At 70.4% G+C, this 26,516-nt stretch carries 16 protein-coding genes; 9 read left to right on the top strand and 7 right to left on the bottom strand.

Features of this window, described 5'->3' with window-relative positions:
- Nucleotides 1-65: 65 nt before the first annotated feature.
- Nucleotides 66-1,415 (top strand): glutamate-1-semialdehyde 2,1-aminomutase, encoded by a 1,350-nt coding sequence (gene hemL / locus ABD907_RS13585; RefSeq protein WP_345216791.1) that lies wholly within the window; start codon nt 66-68, stop codon nt 1,413-1,415.
- A gap of 135 nt (nt 1,416-1,550) precedes the next feature.
- Here hemL and ligD read toward each other — a convergent pair whose 3' ends face one another.
- From ligD to ABD907_RS13570, 3 genes are all read right to left on the bottom strand, one after another.
- A complete protein-coding gene (gene ligD, locus ABD907_RS13580) occupies nt 1,551-2,513 on the bottom strand; it encodes a non-homologous end-joining DNA ligase (RefSeq protein WP_345216790.1) in 963 nt (320 codons plus the stop codon).
- Nucleotides 2,514-2,600: 87 nt separating this feature from the next.
- Complete coding sequence (locus ABD907_RS13575) at nt 2,601-3,218, bottom strand: histidine phosphatase family protein (protein ID WP_345216789.1); 618 nt, start codon at nt 3,216-3,218, stop codon at nt 2,601-2,603.
- Between the two features lie 114 nt (nt 3,219-3,332).
- Nucleotides 3,333-3,923, bottom strand: a complete 591-nt coding sequence (locus ABD907_RS13570) for a hypothetical protein (RefSeq protein WP_345216788.1) — start codon at nt 3,921-3,923, stop codon at nt 3,333-3,335.
- A 210-nt stretch (nt 3,924-4,133) separates the two neighbouring features.
- Here ABD907_RS13570 and purB point away from each other — a divergent pair, with 210 nt between their 5' ends.
- Nucleotides 4,134-5,576, top strand: coding sequence for an adenylosuccinate lyase (gene purB, locus ABD907_RS13565; RefSeq protein ID WP_345216787.1), 1,443 nt, complete (start codon nt 4,134-4,136; stop codon nt 5,574-5,576).
- 119 nt (nt 5,577-5,695) lie between these two features.
- Nucleotides 5,696-6,274 carry a class I SAM-dependent methyltransferase gene (locus ABD907_RS13560; protein ID WP_345216786.1) on the top strand — a complete coding sequence of 193 codons (579 nt, stop codon included), beginning with the start codon at nt 5,696-5,698 and terminating at the stop codon, nt 6,272-6,274.
- Between the two features lie 6 nt (nt 6,275-6,280).
- On the opposite strand, the gene ABD907_RS13555 is transcribed toward ABD907_RS13560, so the two are convergent.
- Nucleotides 6,281-7,954, bottom strand: a complete 1,674-nt coding sequence (locus ABD907_RS13555) for an HNH endonuclease (protein ID WP_345216785.1) — start codon at nt 7,952-7,954, stop codon at nt 6,281-6,283.
- 255 nt (nt 7,955-8,209) lie between these two features.
- The gene (locus ABD907_RS13550) at nt 8,210-9,274 is read right to left on the bottom strand and encodes an aminoglycoside phosphotransferase family protein (protein ID WP_345216872.1); all 1,065 of its coding nucleotides are present in this window, start codon (nt 9,272-9,274) and stop codon (nt 8,210-8,212) included.
- A 151-nt stretch (nt 9,275-9,425) separates the two neighbouring features.
- Between ABD907_RS13550 and ABD907_RS13545 the strand changes: the two genes are divergently transcribed.
- A complete protein-coding gene (locus ABD907_RS13545; protein ID WP_345216784.1) occupies nt 9,426-10,109 on the top strand; it encodes a DedA family protein in 684 nt (227 codons plus the stop codon).
- Nucleotides 10,110-10,165: 56 nt separating this feature from the next.
- Nucleotides 10,166-10,957: a Nif3-like dinuclear metal center hexameric protein gene (locus tag ABD907_RS13540; RefSeq protein WP_345216783.1), complete on the top strand. Its 792-nt coding sequence runs from the start codon at nt 10,166-10,168 to the stop codon at nt 10,955-10,957.
- A 58-nt stretch (nt 10,958-11,015) separates the two neighbouring features.
- Here the strand turns inward: ABD907_RS13540 and ABD907_RS13535 are convergent, their stop codons facing one another.
- The gene (locus tag ABD907_RS13535) at nt 11,016-11,939 is read right to left on the bottom strand and encodes a Ppx/GppA phosphatase family protein (RefSeq protein ID WP_345216782.1); all 924 of its coding nucleotides are present in this window, start codon (nt 11,937-11,939) and stop codon (nt 11,016-11,018) included.
- 102 nt (nt 11,940-12,041) lie between these two features.
- Here ABD907_RS13535 and ABD907_RS13530 point away from each other — a divergent pair, with 102 nt between their 5' ends.
- The 4 genes from ABD907_RS13530 (at nt 12,042) to ABD907_RS13515 (ending at nt 16,743) form a co-directional block, all read left to right on the top strand.
- The gene (locus ABD907_RS13530) at nt 12,042-13,535 is read left to right on the top strand and encodes a hypothetical protein (protein ID WP_345216781.1); all 1,494 of its coding nucleotides are present in this window, start codon (nt 12,042-12,044) and stop codon (nt 13,533-13,535) included.
- Between the two features lie 219 nt (nt 13,536-13,754).
- A complete protein-coding gene (locus tag ABD907_RS13525; RefSeq protein WP_345216780.1) occupies nt 13,755-14,036 on the top strand; it encodes a metal-sensitive transcriptional regulator in 282 nt (93 codons plus the stop codon).
- Between the two features lie 40 nt (nt 14,037-14,076).
- Entirely contained in the window at nt 14,077-14,322 is a 246-nt protein-coding gene (locus ABD907_RS13520) for a heavy-metal-associated domain-containing protein (protein ID WP_345216779.1), read from the top strand.
- Nucleotides 14,323-14,328: 6 nt separating this feature from the next.
- Nucleotides 14,329-16,743 (top strand): heavy metal translocating P-type ATPase, encoded by a 2,415-nt coding sequence (locus ABD907_RS13515; protein ID WP_345216778.1) that lies wholly within the window; start codon nt 14,329-14,331, stop codon nt 16,741-16,743.
- Nucleotides 16,744-16,830: 87 nt separating this feature from the next.
- Here the strand turns inward: ABD907_RS13515 and ABD907_RS13510 are convergent, their stop codons facing one another.
- The gene (locus ABD907_RS13510) at nt 16,831-26,211 is read right to left on the bottom strand and encodes a DUF7927 domain-containing protein (RefSeq protein ID WP_345216777.1); all 9,381 of its coding nucleotides are present in this window, start codon (nt 26,209-26,211) and stop codon (nt 16,831-16,833) included.
- Between the last annotated feature and the right edge of the window lie 305 nt (nt 26,212-26,516).

Below are 26,516 nucleotides of genomic sequence, written 5' to 3'. Positions count from 1 at the left end.
CAGAGCGGAGCCAGTACGGTCGTGAGCCCGCCGTCCACCCTGTCGAGCACGCCCGAAGGAGCACCATGACAACCGACCCGCAGCACGACCTCTTCGCCCGCGCACGGGCCGTCATCCCCGGCGGGGTGAACTCGCCGGTGCGGGCCTACGGGTCCGTGGGCGGAGACCCCCGTTTCATCGCCTCGGGCTCGGGGCCGTTCGTCACCGACACGACCGGTCAGCAGTACGTCGACCTCGTCATGAGCTGGGGCCCGGGGCTGCTCGGGCACGCCCATCCGGAAGTCGTGGAGGCGGTGACCGCGGCTGCCCGCCACGGGCTCTCCTTCGGCGCCCCGACCGAGTCGGAGGTCGAGCTCGCCGAGGCGATCCGGGACCGGGTGCCCCCGGCCGAGAAGGTCCGCATGGTCTCCACCGGCACCGAGGCCACGATGACGGCGATCCGTCTCGCCCGCGGCGCCACCGGCCGCGACCTCGTGGTGAAGTTCGCCGGCTGCTACCACGGCCACGTCGACGCCCTGCTCGCCGAGGCGGGCTCCGGTGTCGCCACCTTCGGGCTGCCGGGTTCCTCCGGGGTGACGGCGGCGACGGCGGCCGAGACCGTCGTCGTGCCGTACAACGACGTCGAGGCGGTCGAGGCGGTCTTCGCCGAGCGCGGTTCCGAGATCGCCGCCGTGATCACCGAGGCCGCGCCCGCCAACATGGGCGTGGTACCGCCCGAGCCGGGCTTCAACGCCGCGCTCCGACGCCTGACCGCTGACCACGGGGCGCTGCTGATCCTGGACGAGGTCCTCACCGGGTTCCGCGTCGGACCGGCCGGCTGGTGGGGCCTCGACGGAGCCGCTGGCGGCGAGGTCACGGCCACCGGCTCGGAGCCGTGGAACCCGGACCTGTTCACCTTCGGCAAGGTCGTCGGCGGCGGCATGCCGCTCGCGGCGGTCGGTGGCCGGGCCGCCCTGATGGACCTGCTCTCCCCGTCCGGACCGGTGTACCAGGCCGGAACGCTGTCCGGTAACCCGCTCGCGACGGCGGCCGGGTTGGCCACCCTGCGGCTGGCCGACGACGCCGTGTACGCCCGGGTCGACCGTGTCGCCGACGCGGTGGCGGACGCCGCCGCTGCCGCGCTGGAGGCGGTCGGCGTGCCACACCGCGTGCAGCGGGCCGGCAACCTCTTCTCCATCATGTTCGGGGAGGAAGCCGCCCGTGACGCCGTGTGGGACTACGCCGGCGCCCAGGCGCAGGACGCCTTCCGGTACCCGCCGTTCTTCCACGCCATGCTCGATGCGGGCGTCGCGCTGCCGCCGTCGGTCTTCGAGGCGTGGTTCGTCTCCGCCGCGCACGACGACGACGCCGTCGAGGCGATCCTCGCGGCGCTACCGAAGGCGGCCAGAGCCGCGGCCGCGGCCCGGCCGGCCTAGCTGCGGGGGCCGGCGGTCGGCCTGAGACCGAGGACCGCGGGCGGAAGCGGAGCCATTGCGTTCGAGTCAAGGGCTCGACGGAATCCGCCCGCGAAAGGTGACTCGTACGGAGGTGCCGGCGGCCGGGGCCGCGCCTCAATCGGGCGACGGCGGAGCCTCCTCGCCCTCGGTCTCATCCCGCTCGGCCCACTCCAGCAGGGGCGCGATGTCGAAGACGGCGTCGTCGATACCGGCGTGCAGGTCGCCCACCTCGGCGTACCGGTCGGGCATGGTCGCGACGGTGAAGTCACCGGGCTCGCAGTCGGGAACCTCGCCCCAGGTCAGCGGCGCGGAGACGGTAGCGTCCCGTGTCCCGCGCACGGAGTAGGCACACGCGATGGTGTGGTCACGGGCGTTCTGGTTGAAGTCGACGAAGACCTTGGCCGGGTCGCGGTCCTTGCGCCACCACGTCGTGGTGGCGTCCTCCGGGTTGCGGCGCTCGACCTCCCGGGCGAACGCCAGCGCGGCCCGGCGCACGTCGTGGAAGCCGTGCTCGGGCTTGATCCGGACGTACACGTGCAGACCGCTGCCGCCGGTCGTCTTGGGAAATCCGGTGGCGTCGAGCTCGTCGAGGACCTCCCGGACGACGGCGGCGACGCGCCGCACGGTGGCGAACGTGCAGGTGTCACCCGGGTCGAGGTCGATGCGCCACTCGTCCGGGCACTCGACGTCCGTCCGGCGGCTGTTCCAGGGGTGGAACTCGACCGTGGACATCTGCACGGCCCAGATCACCTGGGCGAGCTCGGTCACGCACAGCTCGTCGGCGGTGCGGTTGTACCGCGGGAAGCGCACCCGGACGGTCTCCATCCAGTCCGGGGCCCCGCGCGGGAGGCGCTTCTGGTGGACCTTCTCGCCGGTGATGCCCTCGGGGTAGCGGTGCAGCATGCACGGTCGCTCGCGGAGAGCGTTCACGACGCCGTCCCCGACAGCGAGGTAGTACCGCGCCAGGTCCAGCTTGGTGTGCCCCGGGCCCGGGAAGTAGACCCGGTCCGGGTTGGAGATGCGCACGGTCCGCCCGCCGACGTCGAGCTCGACCGACGGCGTGCTCGCCTTGGCCATGGGCCCACCTCACCACAGGTTCTGCTCGAGCGGGAGCCCGAATGCGAGTTCTGTTCCGGCCGGGCGCGGCACCGGCGCCGGCGGCCGTCAACGGGTGGGTGGGACGTTCCAGTACTTGATGACCGGACGGCCGCGCTTGAACGTCAGGACGCTGCGGTGGGCGGCGTCGAGGAGGAAGCCCTCCCCCTCGGCGGCGGGCAGGCCGAGCCAGCGGGCCACGAAGACGCAGAGCAGATGGCTGTGGGCGACGACGAGCACGTCGCCGGTCCCGTCGCCGTCGTCGAGAAGCACCGGCCGGACCCGCTCGATCACCCGGTCCACCCGGGCGCCGACGGCGTCCGCGTGCTCCCCGTTGGGAGCGCCGTCCCTCCAGAGGTTCCACGGCCCGAGCCCGGCGTCCTCGAGCTGGGAGACGTACTCCGCGGTCGTCAGGCCGTCCAGGTCGCCGTAGTCCCACTCGGCGAGCTCGTCGACGATGTCGAACTCCTCGATGCCGGCCAGCTCCGCGGTGCGCCAGGCGCGCTGGCGCGGGCTGACGAGCACGGCAGCGAAGTCACGCTGGCCGACGTTGTCGAGCAGGTCGCGCGCCTGCTCCTCCCCGCGAGGCGTGAGCGGTATGTCGGAGAGTCCGGTGTGCTGCCCGGACAGGCTCCACTCGGTCTCGCCGTGACGGACGATCACGAGCTGGCGGGGCGACTCGGACACGGGCACCTCCTGGTCTCAGCGCGAAGGACGCGCAGCTGGCATCTCGGGGTCAGCGTCCCATCGTGAGCCCGGTTCTGCCTCACGCGGGCCGAGACCTGGCCTCATGCCGCCCAGTCACTGGCCGAGGACTCCACGCGACGCCTCGATCGGACCGGCGTGCCCGTGGGTGCGGACGTGCTCGACCCAGCCGGGTGGCAGCCAGCTGCCGTCGGCCAGCTGCGGGTGCCGGGGAGCGAACCGGTTGACCCAGAGGACGAAGATCAGCTCCGCCCAGTCGGAGCGGATGATCCACCGTACGGGGCCGTTGGCCGAGGTACCGGCCATGATCAGGTGGCTCGGAGCGGCCATCTCCACCTGGTTGATGTCGTCGTAGTTCCACGAGTGGAGACCGCTGCGGGTCTCGAGGTAGAAACCCCGATCCGAGACGATAAGCTGGCCGGTGTCGACCTGCACCCAGCGTGGGACGGCGTCGGCCTCTGCGCGCTTCTTGCGCGAGCGGTTGCCCGCGAAGCGAGCGGCTGCGAAGACGCCGGTGGCGGCGAGCCCGATGGGGCCCGTGCCGAGGAACAGGCCGCCGCCGCGCTGGTAGCTGCCGTTCCCGACGGGCTGGAAGTTGAAGAGGTCGAACGGTCCGGCCGCCATCATGATCTCGTCGGTGCTGAAGGTGGGACGGAAGCTGACCGCGAGCTCGAGCGGAGGCGTCACGGGGCGACCCGTCTGGAGCTCGATGTGGACACGGCAGGCCGCGAGGCGTGCGCTGTCAGCGTCCGTCCACGGCTCTGCCCCCGGCGTGTTCGCCAATGCTCGTCCTCTCGGTCGACGACGGCGTCGAGTCGCCGCCCGGCTCAGGCATAACCAACCGGATCGCGAAGGTCAAGGTCTCTGCGGTCGCGGGCCGGATGGGATGATGCCCCCATGCCTGCGCGCGTCGATCTCGCCACCGTAACCCCGTCCATCACCCTCGGCGCCCTCGACGGCCGATACCGGCCCGTCGTCGCGCCCCTGGTCGACCACCTCTCCGAGGCGGCGCTCAACCGGGCGCGTCTGCACGTCGAGATCGAGTGGCTGATCCACCTGACCGACACCGGCGCGCTCCCCGGTGCACCGATGCTCAGCGACGCCGAGAAGGAGTACCTGCGCGCCGTCGTCGACTCGTTCGGGGCGGACGAGATCGCCGAGCTGGCCGAGATCGAGCGGGAGACCCTGCATGACGTCAAGGCCGTGGAGTACTTCCTGCGACGCCGCCTCGACGCGGCCCCGTCGGTACTGGGAAAGGGGACCGCGCTCGGAGGGAACGGCGTGGGCGAGATTGTCCACATCTTCTGCACCAGTGAGGACATCAACAATCTCGCCTATGCGTTGCTGGTCAAGGGCGCCGTCACGGCGGCGTGGCTGCCCGCGGCGAGTGCCGTCGTCGACGATCTGGCCGACATGGCCCGCCGGTACGCGGCCGTCCCGATGCTGGCCCGGACCCACGGGCAGCCGGCGACGCCGGTGACGCTCGGCAAAGAGCTCGCGGTGCTGACGGCGCGGTTGCGCCGCCAGCTGCGCCGGATCGCCGGGGGCGAGTATCTCGGCAAGATCAACGGCGCGACCGGGACGTATGGAGCACACGCCGTGGCGGTCCCGGGTACGGACTGGGAGGAGGTCTCGCGGACCTTCGTCCAGCATCTCGGTCTGACGTGGAACCCGCTGACCACCCAGATCGAGTCCCACGACTGGCAGGCGGAGCTGTACGCCGACGTCGCCCGCTTCAACCGGGTGCTGCACAACCTCGCCACCGATGTGTGGTCCTACATCTCGCTCGGCTACTTCCGGCAGCGGCTGTCGGCGCAGGGCTCCACCGGTTCCTCGACCATGCCACACAAGGTCAACCCGATCCGCTTCGAGAACGCCGAGGCGAACCTGGAGATCTCCTGCGCGCTGCTGGACACGCTCGCCGCCACGCTCGTCACCTCGCGCCTCCAGCGCGACCTGACGGACTCGAGCACGCAGCGCAACATCGGCACCGCGTTCGGCCACTCGTTGCTCGCCCTGGAGAACGTCCGACGAGGGCTCGCCGGCCTCGACGTCGACGAGGCCACCCTGGCGAGGGACCTCGACCAGAACTGGGAGGTGTTGGGCGAGGCCGTGCAGTCGGCGATGCGTGCCGCCTCGGTAGCCGGCGCCACGGGGATGGCGAACCCGTACGAGCGACTGAAGGAGCTCACCCGCGGCCGCCGGGTGGACGGACCCGCGATGCGCGAGTTCGTCTCCGGACTCGGCCTGCCGAACGACGTCGAGCAGCGGTTGCTCGCCCTCGAGCCGGGAACGTACACGGGGCTGGCCGACCAGCTGGTCCGCCACCTGGAAAACTGAGCGTCGTGACGAGGGAGGGCATTCTTCGCCGACTGGGCGGCCGCGTGCCTCTCGGGCATGGCCGCGGGTCGGGCGAGCACGGGCACGGCCATGGCCATGGCCATGGCGAGTCTGGTGACATGGGAATCAGCGCCACGTTCTACGACCGCACCTCCGGCCGACTCGCGCGTGGCCTGTACCGCCGTGTCGCGTCCGACGTTCAGCGGACCGCCGCAGAGGGAGCCCCGGCAGCGTCTGCTCGGCACGACGCGTCGGTGCTCGACATCGGTGCCGGCACCGGGAGAGTCCTCTTCGAGCTGCACCACATCGCACCAGCCCTCGAGCTGACCGGCATCGACATCTCGCCGGACATGGTGGCCGTCGCCCGCCGCAACACCGCCGGAACCGGGATCGCCGTGGACGTCGGTGACGTCTCGGCGCTGCCCTATGCGGACGCCTCCTTCGACGTGGCGGTCTCCACGCTGAGCATGCACCACTGGCCGGACCAGGCCGCCGCGGTGGCCGAGATCGCCCGCGTGCTGCGCCCGGGCGGGACACTGCTCGTCTATGACTTTGCCAGTACCGACGCCTCTGCCCTGAGCAGGTCCGCCCGCGACGACGGACCCTTCACCGGGCGGCCGCCGCTCCGAAAGCGCCTGCGCCTCATGCGGTTGCTGCCGCGGCCGGTGCTCGCCCGATATCGGCTGGTCCGCAGCTAAGGCGCCTCAGGCCGCGTCGGTGCGTCGGCGGGTGCGTTTGGTCCGGGCGGGTGTATCGGCTTTCGTGCTGCCGGTTGTGCTTGTTCGGCTCGCGTCTCGCCGGCTCCTTGCTCCCGGAGGCGCTGGAGGTCGGGTCGTGTAGGAGTGCCCGGTGGGCGTGATGGTGGTGACCGGTGGCCCGGTTGTGCCGGGCGGTCCTGCAGTACTCGGCGGTCTCCTCCTGTCAGCAGCGTCGGTGTTCTCCGCGTTCTCTGTGTCCTCGGGGCTGGCTCGGGTGGTCCATCGGGGTGCTTGTTTGGCGTAGTTGCAGGCTTCGCAGAGTCCTTCGAGGTTGCTGGCCTCGGTGGCTCCGCCGCGGGCGTGCGGGTGCACGTGGTCGATGTGTCGGATGGGGGCGTCGCACCAGGGGGTGCGGCAGGTCTGGTCCCGGATGGTGATGTAGCGGGCCAGGCCGGCGGGTGCTCGCCGGGCGGTTGATTCCATCGCGACCAGGGCGTTGCCGGCGGGATCGGTGAACAGGCGCCGCAGCCACACCCCGACACCACCAACACTGCCGCCGGCGGTTCTCTTGGTGCCCGCGGTTCTCTTGGTGCAGGCCGTTCTCGTCGTGCCGTCCGCGTCTCTGTCGTCGCCCGCCACGTCACCATCGGTCGCGCTGCCGCTGCCGTCGTCGGTCGCGCCGGCGCTGCCGGTAGTGAGGGTGCTGGTGATGAGGTCGCGGGCCCGGCCGGCGGGGATGGTGCCGTGGTCGGGGATGACGGCGGGGTCGGCGCCGCCGTCGAGGAGGGTGCCCTCGGTCATGATGAGATGGACCTGGAGGGGGACGTGGTCGGCCCGGGACTGTCCGGTGACGCGTTCGACGAGGGTGTCGGCCATGACTTGTCCTCGACTGCGGTCGTCCCCGTTGGAGCGGGCAGTGTCGGCGTGGCGCTTCAGGGCGGCATAGACGGCGACGCCCTGTGTCACCGGCAGCAGTCCGGTCAGCTGAGTCATGGTCTCCGGCGCGGGCCGCAGGGTGACGCGGCGGTCCTTCTCAGCCTTCTTGGCGCGGCGGACCAGGGCTTCGGGCTCGAGCTCGCTGCTCAGCGCCCGGGCCTCGCCGGCCAGGCGCCGGTCTCCCCAGCCCTCGATGGTGCTGGGGTCGGCGCAGAGCTCCTCGTCGATCTCGCGGCGATGCTCCAGGGTCAGGCAGGCGGTCTCCCGAGCCAAGAGGGTGGCGCGCCACTCGCTGAGTCGTCCGTTGGTCAGGGCGGTCAAGGTGTGGGGCATCTCCCCGTCCAGGACCTTGGCCAGGCCGAGTTGGCGGGCGCCGCGGGAGGGGGAGACCCGCCGGGCCAGCGCGATCTGGGCGGCAATCCCGGCCCCTCGCTGGTCGGCCGGAACCCCGGCTCGTTGGCGCTCCTCACGCACAGAAGCATCGAGGTCGGCGGACAGCTTGGCCTGGGCGGCCGCGATCGACCCGGTGGCCTCCTCCAGCGCCCGCAGCAGGTCGATGCGCTCTTCGTCGGTGAGGTCGCGGTCCATCGACGCCAGCCGGTCTCGCCAGCCGGAGACCTCCTCGATACCGACCCGGGCCACGGCCGCAGCCGGTTCTGGCTGCTTGCCGCCGGTGCTGGAGGTGGCAGCACCAGAGGATCCGGGCGCCTTGCCCGGGGCGGTGGTAGCTGCGTCGTCGACCATGCATCGAACACTAGTACGACCCACTGACATGGCGACCCTTCACCGGCACCACGCCGACCACGACCTGTTCGGCGTCGCTGAGGTCGGCGTCAGCGACCGCGGACGCATGCACCGGGCCACCGACCTTCGTGGCCCCCGGCCGGGCCCAACATGCAGCGATGACATGTCACCGCACGAGTGACGACTCAGCACACAAGTGACTGTGGACTCGGCACACGAATGACGACTCGCCGCGGGGAGGGGCGGCGCAGACCCTCAGCCGGCCAGGACCTGATCGAGCGTCTCGCGACCCACGCGGGCGATGATCGGCTCGTCGTCGGACATGGTGACCATCGCCGTTGCCATGCTCAACGCCCAACCCCGGGCGCGCCGCCAGGTGGCATCGTCGTAGAGCCCGTCGAGACAGCCACGGAAGGTCTTGCGGCCGGCGGCGTCGAAGGTGAGCCACGCTGTCGCCAGATCGGTGGCCGGATCGCCGGCCGTCATGTCCCCGAAGTCCACGACGGCGACGAGCCCGAGCGAGGAACGAGCGGAGGGAGAAGAGCCGTCGACATCGGACCCTGCGGCGACGAGCCCGAGCGAGGAACGAGCGGAGGGAGAAGAGCCGTCGACATCGGACCCTGCGGCGACGAGCCCGAGCGAGGAACGAGCGGAGGGAGAAGAGCCGTCGACATCGGACCCTGCGGCGGCCAGGCCGGCGTCGTCGTCCAGGACGAGGTTGTGCGGATGCAGGTCGCCGTGCAGCCAGGTCGGCGGGCCGGACCAGGCCTCGGTGGCCGCCAGCTCCGTCCACAGCGCCTCGACCTGTGCGGCCCGCGGCACGCCGCCGCCCGCCAGCCGGCTGCGGACGGGCTCGTCACGGGTGATCAGCGGATCGGCGCGCACGGCGTTGTACGGCGCGTCCGCGGGCGCTGGGACGTGCATGGCGCGGACGACGGCGGCCAGCGGCTCCGCGACGACAGCCCGGCTACGCACCGGGACCGTCGCGGCCGAGACCCCGGCCACCCACGGCACGACGGACCAGGGCCAGGGACAGTCCGCCGTCGGGCGGCCGACGCGCACCGGCACCGGGAGGGCAACCGGCACAGCGGCCCGGACCCGTCCGGCGATCTCGGGCAGCCACCGCTGCTCGTTCTCGATGAGGCCTGCGGCGACGGCGCGGCGCGGCACCCGCACGGCCAGGTCCTCACCGAGGCGCCACACCACGTTGTCCCAGCCGTTGTTGGCCAGCTCGAGCGGCAGCTCCGCGAGGTCGGGATGCTGGTCGATCAGCAGCCGCCGGACGAGGGCGGCGTCGACATCGACCTCGGCGGCGGGCATGCGTGCCACGGGGTCTCCTTCTGCCAGGTCGCGCGGAGCCGCGCAGGGCCCGCAATGATGCCATTCCGCACGGGTACCTGCCACGACTCTGCCGCCGGCCACCTCCTGACCATCACCGGGACCGCTGCGCCCGCACGTACCGTTGTGCCCCGTGACCCCCTTGCTCCTCAGTGCCTCCTCCGCAGAAGAGACGACCCTCGACGGCGTAGCCGGCTGGGCGGTGAGCGTCATGGAGAGCCTCGGCGGCCTCGGTGCCGCGCTGCTCATCGCGCTCGAGAACCTCTTCCCCCCGTTGCCCAGCGAGGTGATCCTGCCGCTCGCGGGGTTCACGGCGTCACGGGGCGACCTCGGGCTGGTCGAGGTGATCCTGTGGTGCACCGGCGGTTCCGTCGTCGGCGCCTGGATGCTGTATGCCGTCGGTGCCCTGCTGGGACGACGGCGGACCCGGGCGATCATGCACTGGCTGCCGCTGGTCAAGATCGAGGACGTCGACCGCACCGAGGCGTGGTTCGACCGGCATGGGCGCTCGACCGTGTTCTTCGGGCGGATGATCCCGATCTTCCGCTCGCTGATCTCCATCCCGGCCGGTGTCACGCGGATGCCACTGCTGCTGTTCACGGCGCTGACGCTCGCCGGCTCCGCGGTCTGGAACACCGCGCTGATCCTTGCCGGCTACTGGCTCGGCGAGCAGTGGCACGTGGTGGAGTCCTACGTCGGGACCTTCTCGAAGACAGTCCTCGTCGCCGTCGTGCTCGGCCTCGCCTGGTTCGTCATCGCCCGGGTGCGCACGATCCGCGTCGAGCGGCGGACCCGCCGTGAGCCACCGCATATGTGACCTAGGCCCCTCACCCAGCAGATGACCGCTGGCCGACCAGGAGGCAGGATCGATCCATGCTGACCGCTCGCGAGATCACCGACCGCCTGCTGGCCGAGGCCAGCGCACCGCCACGGGAGAACACCGTCGACGGGTTCGTCGCCGGCGACCCCGACGCACCCGTCAGTGGCGTCGCGACCGTCATGATGCCGACCCTGGACGCCCTGCGCGGCGCGGTCGACCGCGGCTGCAACCTGGTGATCTCGCACGAGCCGCTGTTCTACGACCACCTCGGCGACCACTCCGCGCTCGAGGCGGACCAGGACCCCGTATACCTGGCCAAACGAGAGTTCCTCGTCGAGCACGGACTCGTCGTCTGGCGCTTCCACGACGGCTGGCACGACCGCAACCCGGACGGAGTCCTGACCGGTGTGCTCGCGTCGCTGCAGGAACGTGCCGACGTCGCCCCGCCCGAGGGGGCGAACGGCACCGCGCAGACCACGCTCGGCGACCTGGCCGAGAACGTCGGAGGCGCTCTGGGCGCCTCAGCCCTGCGCGTCGTCGGCGATCCCGAGCTGCCGGTGTCTCTCGCTCGGGTGAGCGTCCAGCCCGGCTTCGTCGGTTTCGCACGTAACCGCGGCGGCCTGGCGAACGCGGACGTGCTGATCATCGGTGAGGGGCACGAGTGGGAGATCGGCCAGTACGTGACGGACGCCGCGGCCCTCGGGCTCGGCAAGGGCATGATCGTCGTCGGTCACGCGCAGTCCGAGGCGGCCGGCATGGACGAGTGCGCGCGCTGGTTGCGCACCTTCCTCGAGGACGTCCCAGTCGAGTTCGTCGGCGTCCCGGACCCCTACCGCGCCGTGTGACAGCACGCCGGTAGCCGGGCCACGACGGCGCACCTTCTCTCGGCACGAAGACAGATCTTCAGAGCCGTTCCATACGGCGCAGGATGACGCCCTCGCGCAGCGCCCAGGGGCAGATCTCGAGCTCGTTGATCCCGAAGGACTTCATGGCCCGCTGCGCCACCACGGCACCTGCCACGATCTGGTACGTCCGTTCCGCGGTGATGCCGGGGAGCTCCATGCGCTGCTCGGCGGGGATCTTCGCCAGGCGCGGGGTCCAGTCGCGCAGGCCGTCCAGCCGCATCCGCCGGCGCTCCTCCGGCCCGACGACGGCGACCTGGTGGCCGGCGAGCCGCGCCAGCGACCGGAACGTCTTCGAGGTCGCGACGACGTGGTCGGCCGACGGCATCGCGGCGAGCTCCTTGGCGACGGGCGCGAGCTGCTTCTTCACGTGGCTCTTGAGCTCGTCCAGCTGCTTGTCGTTCGGGGGGTCGGACGCCAGGAACTGCCTCGTGAGCCGGGCGGCGCCGAGCGGCACCGAGACGGCGTACTCGGGAGTCTCGTCCAGGCCCTGCGCCACCTCGAAGGAGCCGCCGCCGATGTCGAGCACCAGGAGCCGACCCGCCGCCCAGCCGTGCCACCGGCGGGCCGCCAGAAAGGTCAGCTCCGCCTCTGCCGCACCGCTGAGGACCTGAAGCTTGACGCCGGCGACGGCGGAGAGCTCCTCCAGCACCGACGTGCCGTTGGTCGCCTCTCGGATGGCCGACGTCGCCAGGCCGATGACCTCGTCGACGCCGTGCTTCTTGGCGGCCTTGAGCGCCTTGCGAACGGCGTTGCCGAGCGCCTCTACGCCCTCCGCGCTGATGGCGCCGTCATCGTCGACGTACCGCATCAGCCGGACGGTGGACCGTTCGTCGACGGCGGGAGCGGGCCGGGCGTCCGGCGCCGCGTCGACGACGAGCAGGTGGACGGTGTTCGAGCCGATGTCGAGAACGCCGAGTCGCATGGGGGACACCGTAGAGCCCCGCACGCAACGTCACGCCCGGGCCCGGCACGACATAGGGTCGAGGCAGACGCCCGCAACCGACCGGAGATGTCACCTCTTCCCATGAGCACCATCCTGCAGAAGGCCGTCACACCGCAGATGTCCGCCGCATATCTCGGCCGAGGGCTCGACCGGGTCGCCGGATACGTGGTGCCCGCGGCCGACGCTGCCGAGGTGACCACGACCGCAGGGCTCTTCGAGCTCCACGGGCTCGACTTCGACGGCACGCCCTTCTCCCCCGAGGGGCCGATCGACATCCTGCACCTGCCCACCTCACCGACCGCGGTCGTCGTTCCGGCGACGGGCGGCGTGGACGAGGAGAGCCGCAAGGCGACCGGCGGAACCTTCATCGAGCGTCCACCCTTCACCGGTACCGGGTTCACGACGGCGGAGGACGCCGTGGTCCCGCTGTCCTGGGTGGAGCACACCCGCCTGCCGTCCGGCTCGCGCCTGTGGCGCTTCACGTCCGACGGCGAGGAACCGCAGCTGATCGGCAGCTACCACGGGGTCGCCTTCGGCTGGCAGAACCACCTGGAAGACGACGCCTTCCGTGCCGTTCCGCCGTCGAAGCTCGTCGGACACGTGGCCAAGACCGAGGCCGGTACCTACGCGGCCGACGTCACCACGGACGAGGACGGCAGGCCCACCGTCATCACGCTCGTCACCCACGTCGAGCCGGAGGGCAAGGACTTCACCCGCACGGATGCGGGGGTGTGGGCCAAGCGCATCCCCGCCGACGACGCCGTCGAGATCTTCGAGATGCACGCCACGGCGAAGTGGCGGGGCGTCCCGGTGCGCATCGTCGACCAGGGCCCGAACGCCGAGGGCGAGCAGGTCGCGCACATCACTTCCCTGCTCCATGACGCGCTGGCGGCCGAGCGTCTCGGCATGGACAAGCTCGACGTCGGCGTCTACGAGAAGACGGTCGCGCTGCCCGAGCTGAGCGAGACCACGTACGCGCAACGGGTCCCGCGCTCCTGGGCGCGGCCGTCCCAGCTCGAGAAGGCCCGCGACCACGCGGCCAAGGCTGACGGCGGCACGTCGGTGGTTCCCCCGGTCACCTCCGGCGGAGCGCCGACGGTCGGGACGCCGAAGCTCGACGTGCCGGAGGGTGCCGACGCCAGCGCCAACCCGATGACCAGACACGCCCCTCAGCTCCAGCGGGTCGCCCAGGGCCTCGTCAACGCCGCGCCCGCGGGCTGGACCCGTGCACGGGTGCTCGCTCGCATGATCGGCAAGCGCGGAGAGATCGTTGCGGCCTACACGGACGAGGAGGGCAACCAGAAGGCCCTGACCGGGCTGCCTGCCGATGTCGGCCGAGCCATGGCCGAGATCCGGCAGGCCAGCTACGAGGAGGGCAAGGGCACGTGGCTCGCGGCGCTCGTCACCCTGGAGCGCGGCGGCAAGCTGACCCTCAATATCGACCGCTCCAGCGAGCAGAAGTGGACCAAGCCGCCGGAGCCCGGCGACTACACCGAGGACCTGAAGCGCTACCCGCGCGAGGCGGAGAACATCCCGGACTGGATGCGCGAGAAGCTGGACGAGGCCGAGGAGTAGGCGCCCCGAAGCGGAGCGCCTGAATACCGCCTCATCGGCGCGCTCGACCCTGGGCGCGCGGGTCCCGGCCGAAAACCTGTCCACAGCACCGCGATCGGCCCCGCCGGGGCACAGCTGACGCCCCGCACGGAATACCCCCAAGGGGTATGATGTTGGCACATCTACGACCTATCGGTCGCGTACGCGAGCACGTACGAAAGCACTGAGACGGAGGACGTCATGCCGGGTTACAGCGGCACCAAGGAGGACTACGCCCGCCGGCTGCGCCGGATCGAGGGGCAGGTCCGCGGCATCGCCCGCATGGTCGACGAGGACACCTACTGCATCGACGTCCTCACCCAGATTTCGGCGGTCACCAAGGCGCTCCAGGCGGTCGGCATCGGACTGGTCGAGGACCACCTGGGCCACTGCGTCGTCGACGCCGCCCGCTCCTCCGAGGAAGAGGGTCAGGAGAAGGTCACCGAGGCCGCCGACGCCATCGCGCGCCTCGTCCGTTCCTGACCGTCCCACCCGACAGCGATACGACCCACCAGGGAGAGACATGACTACCGAGACCGCCCGCACCACCGTCGTCGACGTCCAGGGCATGACCTGCGGGAACTGCGTCGCCCACGTCAGCTCCGAGCTCGAGGGCCTGCCGAGCGTGAAGGACGTGTCCGTCGAGCTCAACGCCGGCAGCGTGTCCCCGGTGACCGTCGTCTCCGACGGCGTCCTGGACGACGACGCCGTCCGCGCCGCCGTCGACGAGGCCGGCTACGCCGTCACCGGCATCCGCCGCGAGGCCTGAGCGAGCATGTCCACGTCCACGAACCACCCGCCGAACCTGCTCGAGGTCGACCTCGCCGTCGACGGGATGACCTGCGCGTCGTGCGTGGCACGCGTGGAGAAGAAGCTCAACAAGGTTCCCGGCGCGCAGGCCACCGTCAATCTCGCCACCGAGTCCGCGCACGTCAGCCTGGCCGAGCAGGTCGACGTCGACCAGCTGGTCGACGCCGTCAGCGCGGCCGGCTACTCCGGCCGGGTGACCCGCACCCGTGGTCTCGAAACCGACCACCACGACGACGCCGCCCACCCGGACGACGCCCCTGGGGGCGCCGGCGACGAGCCGGCAGTGGATCACACCCACGGCGGCGAGGACACCGGCGCCACCGACCGGGCCGACGACCTGCGCCGTCGCCTGAAGGTGTCCGCCGTCCTCACGGTGCCGGTGGTCCTGCTGTCCATGGTCCCCGCGCTGCAGTTCCCGGCCTGGCAGTGGGTCGTGCTGCTGCTCGCCCTGCCGGTCGTGACTTGGGGTGCCTGGCCGTTCCACCGCTCCGCCGCGAAGGCCGCCCGGCACGGCGCGTCGACCATGGACACGCTCGTCTCCCTCGGCGTGGCCGCCGCGACGCTGTGGTCGTTCTGGGCGATCACCCTCGGCGGTGCCGGCGAGATCGGCATGCGGATGGAGTTCACCCTCCTACCGGCCCGCGCGGAACCCGGCGGCACGCCCGAGCTCTACCTCGAGGTCGCCACCGTCGTCTCGACGTTCCTGCTCGCCGGGCGCTACGCCGAGTCCCGCTCGCGTCGCCGGGCCGGTAACGCGTTGCGCTCGCTGCTCCAGCTCGGCGCGAAGGACGTCACCCGAGTCCGGATCGACGACGGCGGCCGCCGCACCGAGGAGCGCGTGGCCACCACCGCGCTCGCCGTCGGAGACCTCTTCGCCGTCCGCCCGGGCGAGAAGGTCGCCACCGACGGCGTCGTCGTCGAGGGCAGCTCCGCCGTCGACACCTCGCTGCTGACCGGCGAGCCCGTCCCGGTCGATGTCGCCGAGGGCGACGAGGTGACCGGCGGAGGCGTCAACGCCTCCGGGTCCCTGCTCGTGCGCGCCACCCGCGTCGGTGAGGAGACCACGCTGGCGCAGATCGGCCGGCTGGTCAGCCAGGCGCAGACCGGGAAGGCCCCGGTGCAGCGGCTCGCGGACCGGATCTCCGCCGTCTTCGTGCCGGTGGTCCTGGTGATCGCCGTCGCGACGTTCGCCGTCTGGCTGCTGCTCGGCAACCCGCTGCAGGCCGCGTTCACCGCCGCCGTCGCCGTCCTCATCATCGCCTGCCCGTGCGCGCTCGGCCTGGCCACCCCGACGGCCCTGCTCGTGGGCAGCGGCCGGGCGTCGCAGCTCGGCATCGTCATCAAGGGCCCGGAGATCCTCGAGTCCACCCGCCAGATCGACACGATGGTTCTCGACAAGACCGGCACGGTCACCGAGGGCCGGATGCGGCTCGCCGACGTCCTGGTCCCCGACGGCGACGAGCCCGACGGCGCCCCCCGCGACCTGGTCCTGCGACTCGCCGGAGCCGCGGAGTCCGGCAGCGAGCACCCGATCGCCCGGGCGATCACCGAGGCGGCGGCCGCCGATGACGGCGCACTCCCCCGCGCGTCCGACTTCGCCAACCACGCCGGCCGCGGGGTCACGGCCGCCGTGCACGACGGCGACGACCAGCCAGACGGCGGCACGTCGGCGGTGGTCCTCGTCGGCCGGCCGTCGTGGCTGGCCGAGCAGGGAGTCACCGGTGCGGGCCCGGACGGGCAGGTGGGCCGGCTGCACGCCCGGGCGGAGTCGGACGGCGCGACGACGGTCGTGGTCGCCTGGGACGGCCGCGCCCGCGGCGTGCTGGCGCTGCGCGACGAGGTCAAGCCGAGCTCCGCAGCGGCCGTTGCCGACCTGCGATCTCTCGGCATCACCCCGCACCTGCTCACCGGGGACAACCGCGCCGCCGCCGAACGGGTCGCCGCCGAGGTCGGCATCGCGCCCGAGCACGTGATCGCCGAGGTCCTGCCTGAGGACAAGCTCGACGTCGTGGCCCGGCTGCAGGAACAGGGCCGGGTGGTCGGCATGGTCGGCGACGGGGTCAACGACGCCGCCGCCCTCGCCCAGGCGGGCAGCCGGGGGCTCGGGCTGGCCATGGGTACCGGGACCGACGTCGCCATCGAGGCCAGTGACATCACGTTGGTCCGAGGTGACCTGCGCGCCGTGCCGACGGCGATCCGCATCTCCCGGAGGACCTTGCGGACCATCAAGCAGAACCTCTTTTGGGCCTTCGCCTACAACGTCGCCGCTCTGCCCCTCGCGGCGCTCGGGCTGCTCAACCCGATGATCGCCGGCGCCGCGATGGCTGCCAGCTCGGTCATCGTGGTGACCAACTCGCTACGGTTGCGCCGCGCGGCCTGACCCGATGCAGGTTGCGTATCACCGGCGACGGGCCTGCCCCGCCACCACGGGGGCCGGTGGCAGGGCAGGCCCGGTCTGGTGATCGCCTCAGTCGGCGTTCCGGCGCCGGGTGGTCAGGATCAGGGCACCTGTGAGGGTGAGCAGGATCGCGGCGCTGGCGTAGATCCAGGCGTCGGTGCCGGTGTCGGGCAGGGACGGGGGCTGGTCGGGGTCGGCCGGTGGGGGCACCAGGTCGTGCGAGGTGCACAGGTCGGAGTCCTCGGCGCAGACCGGGTCCTCCCCGGTGACGGCGAGCACGTTGCCCAGGTGATGGTCGTCCTGGCCCTCGTACTCGTCCACGGTCACCGTGTAGGTCACCGTGACCGTCTCGCCCGACGCGACCGCCCCGGTGATCAGGATCGCCTCGTCCTCGGTGGTGACGTCCACGTCGGAGCTGGAGGACACCGGCCCGTCGGTCAGCTCGGCGTCGTCCAGGACGTCACCGAGGTGGTCGGTGTACCCGATCGGCGCGGCCGCCGCGTCCGGGTTGGTCGAGACGTTGTCGAACGTGAGCGTGTAGGTCACGTCCTGGCCCGGGTCGACCTCGGTGCCCGACTCTGGGTCGGCCGTCTTGGACGGGACCACGTTGGAGACGTGGTTGACCGTGCAGTCGGCACGCTCGTCGTCCGCGGGTTCGCACTCCTCGGGCGGCTCCTGCCCGGTCGGGACCAGGAAGTTGCCGAGCCGGTCGTCACCACGGTCACCGTCCGCGTTCACCGTCACGGTGTAGGTCACCGTGACCACCTGGCCCGGTGTCAGGGTGCCGGTGATCGTGAACCGCTCGCCGGTGAGCTGCGAGACCGTCAGCGCGGGGTCCGAGCTGGCCGCGGTCGTGGTCAGCGTCGCGTCATCGAGGACCTGGGTCAGGACGTCGTCGCGGTCGACCGGCACATCCGCCTCCCCGGTGTTCTCGAAGGACAGCGTGTAGGTGACCTCCTCACCCGGCTGCACGGTCCCACCGGAGGCCGGGTCCACGCTCTTCCAGTCCTCGAGCTCACCGATCGGGTGCTCCGTGGTCGGCGGCGGGAACTCCTCGCAGTCCTCCGCGTCGTCCGCACACACCTGCGGGGGCACGTCCGGGGTCAGGACGTTGCCCGCGATGTTGTCGCCGCGTTCGCCGTCCGCCTTGATCGTGACCTCGTAGACGACCGTGACGCTCTGACCCGGCTGGAGCAGCCCGGTGACCCGGATCTCGTCGCCATTGCGCACCGCGGTGACCGCCGGGTCGGAGGACACCGGCTCGGAGGTCACGTCGCCGTCGTCGAGGATGTCGGACAGGTCGTCGGTGGAGTCCACCGGGCCCTCGGCCTCGCCATCGTTGGTCCAGCTGAGGGTGTAGGTCACCACGTCACCGGCGAGCAGCTCCTCACCCGACGCCGGGTTGGAGGACTTGTCGGGCACGATGTGCGGCAGCTCGGTCACCACCGTCACCGGCGGGTCGCAGATCTCCGGGTCCGAGCACACCGGGCCCGCGACGTTCTCCATGATGTGGTCACCGGCATTGGTGACGCTCACGGTGTAGGTGAACGTCTCGCTGTCGCCGGCGGCCAGGGCACCGGTCCAGGTCAGCACCGGTGCCGCGTACGACACCGTCCCGGCCGACGCCGACGCATCACCGTTGTAGGTCGCGTCGTCCAGCACCCCGGTCAAGTCGTCCTGCGCGACCGCGGGGGTCTGGGCGGTGTAGTCACCCTCGCCGTCGTTGGTCACGGTGACGGTGTACTCCACCGTGTCGCCCGTGTTGACGTCCGCCGCGGCGTCCGAGGTCTTCTCCACGCTCAGGTGCCGGACCGGGTTGGTCGTGCGGCACGTCGGATCAACCTCGGGGCAGCCCTCCTCGCCGCCGAGCACGTTGCCCAGGACGTGGTCGCCCTGATCGGCGAACGCGTCGACCGTGACCGTGTACTCGACGGTGTACGTCGCACCCACCGGCACGGTGCCGGTGATGTCGATCTGGTCACCGTTGAGCACCGCCGTCAACGCCGGGTCCGACGTCGTCGGTCCGCCCGACAGCGTCGCGTCGTCCAGCACGTCCGAGATGTCGTCGAAGGTGTCGACGGTGGCGTCGGCCTCTCCGGTGTTCTCGAAGTACAGGGTGTAGGTGACGTCCTGGCCGGCGACCACCGAGGTCCCCGAGGCCGGGTTCACGGTCTTGCGGTCCTGCAGCTCCGAACCCGGGATCCGCACCGAGCGGCACGGGTCCGCCGGGTCGACAGCCAGCTCGGCCGGGACGCAGGCCACGTTGACCAGCCGGTTGTCACCGGTGGAGGAGTCGTAGGTCACCGAGTAGGTGATGGTCGCGGTGTCCGTGACACCGAGCGCGCCCTCCCACTCGATCGACTCGCCGGCCTGGTCGAACGTCACGGCGCCGACATCGACCGACACGTCACCGTTGTAGGTCCCGTCGTCCAGCACCGCCGACAGGTCGTCAGTGAGCGTGCCGGGTGCCGTGGCGGTGAACACGCCCGGGCCGACGTTCTCCACCGTGATGGTGTAGTTCACCACGCCGCCGTCCTCCGGCAGCTCGGTGGTGTCGGCGACCTTGGTGTGCTCCAGGTGCGGGAGCAGCAGCTCCGTCTCCGCGCACGGCAGACCGGTGTCCGGGTCCACGCCGTCCTGCGGCGGGTCGCACTCCGGCGTCGTGGTGTCGCAATCCGCATCGGCCGGGTCACATTCCGGGCCGAACGCGACGTTGCGCACCTCGCCGTCACCACCGGTGGCCAGGGTCACGGTGTACTCGATCGTCACCGCCTGCCCCGCCGGCAGCTCACCCACCCAGCTGATCAGGGGGTCGGCGTACGACGGCGCCGGCCCATCGGATGCCTGGGCATCGTTGTTGTAGGCGGCGTCGTCGAGCACCCCCGACAGGTCGTCCAGCACGACCGCCGGGTTCTCGGTGGTGTAGTCCGCCGTACCGGTGTTCCTCGCCGTGACCGTGTACGTCACCACATCACCCGGACGCGCGTCCTCCGTCGCGTCCGACGTCTTCTCAATCTCGAGCTCACGCTCCAGGACCGTGACCGGATAGTCCTCGACCTCACCAGCCGCCGCCGGCCCAGTGGGCAGGGCGTCGGCGTCGGCCACCGTGCCGGGGAACAACCGGAACCGCGCGAACGTGTCCGCCGTCGTGGTACCCACCGGGAAAGTGAGGTCGTAGTCAGCCGTACCCGATCCCGCCGGAACGGTCGCGGTGATCAGCTCACCGGCATCGAACGTGCCGCTGCCGTCGAGGTCGATCCACCCAGCCAACGTGGCGGCCTCACCGGTGTTGTTGGTCGCCGAGACCGACACCGTGGTCTCCAACCCCGGCTCCACCTCGATCGCGTCCGCGACACCGTCCTCGTCAGCGGCGTCACCATCAGCGGCCGACGAAGGCTGACCGTCGGTCTCGAAGTCGACCGTCGCGCCCAGCATCAACGGGGCCGTGCCGGCGGCCTCGTCATAATCCGGGATCCCGTGACGGGGACCGTCATCGCCGAGCTCGGTGTCGTAGTCGTTCGGGGCGTCTCCGTAGTCGGTGTAGATCGGGCTGGGGCAGCGAGCGCCGTCGTTGTTGCCCGACGCCGGCCCTTCGGTGAACTTCGTCATGGTCAGGTTGTCGATGTCGACCCGCCTGATGACGCCGTTGCCGTTGTTGGAGACGTACAGGAAGCCGTCCGCGTCGGCGTACATCGCGCCACCTGCGGCCACGTCACCGGTGAGCACGCCCTCCGTCGTGAACGTGTGGGTCGTGCGGTCGAACCGAACCAGGGTCCGGTCGCCGTTCGCATTCGTACCGATGCCATAGAGGGCGTCGGTACCGGGCACGTAGGCCCAGTCAGCAGCGACCAAGGTCCCGCCGGTGTAGTCCTGAGCGTGCAGCACCGACATGAAGTCCGGCGACGTGGAATCCAGGTCGACCTGGTACAAGCGACCATCGGAGACGAACCAGTAATGGCCGTTGTCGTCGACGTCACCGATGATCGAATAGCCGTCACCGGTGTAATCACCTGTCGGAACATCGAGGGGTTCGACATTGCCGTCGCTACCGACGCGGACCATATAGCCGTCGCGGATGTCCCATCCGTAGACGTAGTCGTCGAGGACGTTGTACCCGATCGCGTTGATGTTGTTCTCGTGAAAGTCGGGCGCGATGACCTCGTCCTCACCTGTCACCATCTCGATGGCAAACGCCGTGACCGGCTCCCGCTGGAACAAGATGCCGGGCGCGTTGGTCCCACACTGGAACGGCGGCAACGGCACCGCCGTGACGGGATAGTCCTCGACCTCACCAGCAGCCGCCGGCCCGACCGGCGACGCGTCGGCGTCCGCCACCGTGCCGGGGAACAACCGGAACCGCGCGAACGTGTCCGCCGACGTGGTGCCGGCGGGGAACGTGAGGTCGTAGTCGGCGGTACCCGATCCCGCGGGAACGGCCACGGTGACCAGCTCACCGGCATCGAACGTGCCGCTGCCGTCCAGGTCGATCCACCCAGCCAACGTGGCGTCGTCCGCGGTGGTGTTCGTCGCGGACACCGTCACGGTCGTCTCGTCGCCGACGGTCACGACGACCTCGTCCGCGACGCCGTCCTCGTCGGCGAGGCGGTCCGAGTCGTCGGCGTCAGCGTCCGGGCCGGGCTGGCCGTCCGCGTCGAAGTCGATCTCGCTGCCGAGGAGCAGACCCGGCACGATGGTGTGCCGCGGCCCGTCGTCGGCCAGCGTCGTGCTGTACGTGTCGGGCGCGTCGCCGAAGTCCTCACATGCCGGGTCGAGCGCCAGGTCCTTGTCGCCGTCGAACCCGTACCCAGATCCGCCGAAGCCGGTCCAGCCGACGTCCATCGTGTCGACACCTTCGAGGACGACCTGGAACCTGCTTTCCGGGGCTCCCGCCGAGTTCGCGTTTCCGGTGAACTCGACGTTCCCGCCGGTCTCCGTGATGGTGACGGCGCTGCCCTGGGTCACGGCGTAGCTGGCGAGGTCCGCCGCCGAGAAGGTGGCGCTCTCAAGCCTCCCACCGCCATGGTCGTCCATGTCGTTGACGGTGAAGACCGCGTTCACGGGCGTCGGATTGTTGGTCCCGGCCTCGTAGAAGGCGTACCGGAGCACCGCGTCGGTAGCGACCTGCCACTGGGCGTCATCGGCGCCGAAGCTGATTCCGTCGCCGCTCCGGTAGCCGTTCGGCGGCGCCTGGTTCGCGTTCATCGTCCCGGAGATCGTCTCGATGAAGAGATCGACCGGCACGCCCTCGACCACGGCGACGTCACGGAATCGCACCGAGCTGCCCGGCCCTCCGGTGCCCTCGAGATCGGCAGGGGCAGGAGGATTGAAGGTGAAGGCGTAGTACTCGTTGCCAGTGTCGACACACACGTCTGGCTGCACGAGACGTTCGATGAGGACCTGGTAGTCCTCGACCTCGCCGTCGGGCGCCGGGCCGGTCGGATCGGCGATCGCCGTGTCGTCGGTGCTGTACCGGACCCGTACGTAGGTCTCGATGTCGGGCGGGTTGGTGCCTTGGGCGAACGTGATGTCGTTCACGCCGGCCGTGACCGCTTCCGCGGAAGCGACCTGCTCCCCGGCATCGTCGAAGTCCCCGTCGATGTTCCAGTCCACCCACACCGACACGAACCCGTCCGCCGATGCCTCGACCTCGAGGGTGTTCTCGATCTGCTGGAGCGACGTCGGGTCGACGCCCGTCCGCAGGGTGGCGTTCGGATACCCGAGCGCCGGGTTGAACGCGACACCGTCCTCGTCAGCGGCGTTGTTCGCGTCGTCGCCGGTGGCGTCAGCATTCGGTTGCCCGTCGTCCTCGATGTCAATCGCCGAGCCGAGCATCACCGGCGCCGTGTTCGCGTCCTCGTCGTAGCCGATGGCTCGGTGGGACGGGCCATCGTCTGAGAGGAGTGTTCCGTAAGATGCCGGAGCGTCGCCGCGGTCGTCGCACGGCTGACCGAAGTTGTCGAACGCCGTACGGTCGGGCCCGGTCTGGCCTTCGATCGAGAAGGTGAAGCGATCCACGTTCGCGATCGCTGCTTCGAACGCCGCCGCCGTCGGCGCCGGTCCGTACGGTCCGGTGGCGTTGTTGAACTGGGTGTGCCACTGCGACGCATCGATCGGCACGATCACCCGGGTCCACTGGGTGGCGTCCGCGATCTGTGGCCGGAAGTTGTACCAGTAGTACGAGCCGTTCGCTCCAACGATCCCCACGTAGACGTCGACGTCGATGCCGGTGTTGTTGCGGTAGTCGAACTGGAGCGACTCGCCGATGGCGAACGAGTAGTCCGTTGTGTAGCCGTTGGCCGCAAGCTCGGGCGTCCACAGCTCGGTCCACTGGCCGTCCAGGTCGTCCTCGATCAGTCCGCCACCCGGATTACCGGCGTCGGCACCCCACTCGACCGGCTGCGGCTGCATCTGGATCTCGTCGCCACGAACCGTCGTGGCCGCGCGCCAACCCGCGTTGTCCTCGTCGAACGTCACGAGGTTGGAGCAGCCGAGGAAGATCGGGGGTGCCGGCAGCATCTCGACCGTGTAGTCCTCGACCTCGCCGGCGGCGGCTGGCCCAGTAGGCGAGGCATCAGCGTCAGCGACGGTTCCTGGAAACAGGCGGAACCGGGCGTAGCTATCGGCACCCGTGCTCGCGGCGGGGAAGACAAGGTCATACTCGTCGGTGCCGGAGTTCGCGAGTACGGGCTCGACAACCGACTCCCCGTCGTCGAACGTGCCGCTTCCGTCAAGATCGATCCAACCGACGAGCGTGGCTGGGTCTCCGGTGTTGTTCGTCGCCGAGACGGTGACGGTGGTTGTCTGCCCTGCCGTGACCTGTATCGGGCTCCCGACACCGTCTTCGGCGGCGGTACCGTTCGCGTCGTCGCCGGTGGCGTCAGCGTTCGGCTGCCCGTCGTCCTCGATGTCGATCGATGACCCGAGCATCAGCGGCGCCGTGTTGGCGTCGACGTCGTATCCGGGGATGGCGTGCCGCGGCCCGTCGTCGGCCAGCAGCGTGCCGTAGCCGTCCGGGGCGTCACCGAAGTCGACCGGGAGCGGCGCCAGGGGGCAACGCGCGCCATCCGCCTCGGTGACGGACGGGCCCGTGCCGAACTCGGTCGCTTCCAGCGCGTCGAGATCGGCGCGATACAGCACGCCGGAGCCGTACACGTACATGAAGCCTTCACCGTCGAAGAACTGTGCCCCACCGCCGCCGGAGAGCCCGTCGATCGGTCCGACGAGGTCCACCTCGCCGGTGGCCGGGTCGACAGTGACGAGGCTCCCATCGTTTCTGATCGAGTAGAGCACGCCGTCGGGACCGAACGCCCAGTCGGACCCGATGTCGGTGCCCCCGGCGTCGCCATCGGTGTCTTTACGGGTGACGGTCGACATCGTCAAGAAGTCCGGACTGTTCGGGTCGACGTCGATCGCCCAGATCGTCGTGCCGCCGGAGCCCGCGGTGGCATAGAGCGTGCCGTCAGGCGAGACGTCACCCGTGTTCACGAAGCCGGCACCTGCGAGACCGTCGACAGGGCCGATGCGTTGTGCGGCCCCATCGGCCCCGATCACGACCACGTACCCAGTCCGCTCGACAGGCGAGGTGGCTGTCAGATCGATGCCGTACACCCGATCGTCCACCATGCTGTAGCCGATCGCGTTAACCCTGATGTCGTCGGCGCCGCCCAGATCGTCCTCCAGCAGCCCCGGCTCTCCGGTGACGAGGTCGACGTCATACCAATCCGAGGGGTCGTTGATCACCATGAAGGCAGTCCCCACACACTGCGGGTACGGCGACGGCAGCCCCGCGCCGGGGATCGCGGCCTCGTCGGACACGTCGACGGCTTGGTACGTCCAGTCGTCGATGTTCCGGGTGTCGCCCCAGGAGCCGCTCTCGCCGTCGTTCTGGTTCCCCGCGGTGGGGCTGCAGGGCCAGCCGTGTACACCACCGGCGCTGTCCACGCCGGCGGTGCCGTCCAGCTCCGGTGTCTGACAGATGCGTCCGTCGGTTTCGAGGTCGGTGTCGTCCCAGTACAGGGTGGACGACCCGACGCCCGGCCCGTTGAGCGCTTCGACCTGTAGTCCGTCCCGGGTCTCCACGTCACCGTTGACGAAGTGGATCTCACCGGCCTGGGTGATCGCCACCCGCGCGTTGATCGCCTCGGTCGAGGAAATGGGGTCGCCCTGGCCGTCGAGGCCGTCGAACGCCACCGTGACGGTGCCGTCCTGGGTGACGGCCGCGGGCACTGTGGTGTCCACCGCGTCGGTGTAGTCACCGTCGTCGTTGGCGTCGATCAGGATGGTGAGCTGACCCGTGAAGTCGGCGACGTCGAAGGTGAACTCGCCCGCCGAGGTGCTCGGGCTGTTCCGGGTGAAGGCGAGGTTGTCGAGCGTGGGCCGAGTCACGGGCGGCTGAAGCCATTGGGTGGTGCCGTCCCACAGCTCGGCGGTGGCCGGCAGCGAGGTCGAGGGAGTCTCGAAGAAGATCTTGTACGGGTCACCGCACTCACCTGGGGGCGGGACCCAGAGGCTTGAGGCGTCGGAGTACTGCCCCACGTCCGATTGCATGCTCCGGTAGGCGGAGACGCACGTGTCGATCTCGGCGACGCCTGTGGCGTTCGAGGCGAAGCTCGAGTTGATCCCGTTGTAGTTGTTGTAGTCGGCCCGGTACTGGAAGCCCTGCTCACTGACGTACCACAGCGTCACCCCGGAGGTCTCCGCCGACCGCTGCGAGATCCCGTAGCGCTCCGAGTAGACCCGTCCGGAAATCGTGCCCGATCCGTCCTGGACGTCGATCGTCCAGTCGTAGAAGTCGGAGGTCTCGCCCACGGGAGTGAAGTCGATCTGCCAGATGCCCGGCGTGCCCGAACTCAAGTCGGTCCATGAGCAGCCGCTGTCGGCTCCGTCGGCAGCCAGTGCCGTACAGGTCTCCATCACACCACCCGGACCACGGACCGTCACATCCGCGTCGGTGTCGTTGTTGCCGTCCGCATGCTTGGCGAAGCTGATGTCGAGGTTCTCTCCGGCAGCGACGTAGGCGTAGAACGTGTTCTCAGTCCGGATCCACGATGTCCCGGGGCTGGTTGACAGCGGAGCTATGACTCCGGCGTCCGCACCCGGCTGCTCGGCCTCAGCGCCTTCGGCGTCTTCCGGGGTGCTCTTTGCGCTAGTCGTCTCGTCGCTCGTCGTGGCGTCCGTACTCGGTGACTCTTCGAGGCCGGGAGAGGGGGTCTCCTCCGGTGTGGGCTCGGTCGTCGTTGTGTCCTCGGGTGCGGGGTCTGTCGACTCCGTGTCCTCGGACGTCGTCGGGTCTGCGGCGGTACTCGACTCGTCGGAGCCCCCGGGCGGGCTCGACTGTTCGTCGGCCGGCTCCTCGGTGGACTGCGAGACGTCCGGCGCTGCCGGCGCGGCCGCAACCGGTGCGGCCACCGCTCCTGCGCCGAACACCGCGATCAGCAGAGTCATCACCATGCTGATCCACCGGCGCAGCGCAGTCGATCTCGTAGGACGCCGCCGCGCGGATGCGCTCACAGTCGACCGCGGAGATGTTTTAGCCACGACGCCCCCCCATGCGAACTGCGCCACCGCAGTCCGAAAGATTTCACTCGACCGTGTGCCCGGTCTAACGCAAGGAGCATCTGGCTGGCTAGCACGCACGACCTAGTGGCAGGGAACTTCACCCTCCATTTCACCCTCGACGGGGTGACGCGATACCGCCACCGCCCCCATTTGGCGCAAACGCTCGCGAACGGTTCTTGGCGGCCACGGCGGCGAAT

It is taken from the genome of Georgenia halophila, assembly GCF_039541595.1.
This window is presented reverse-complemented; position numbering and strand designations above follow the sequence as displayed.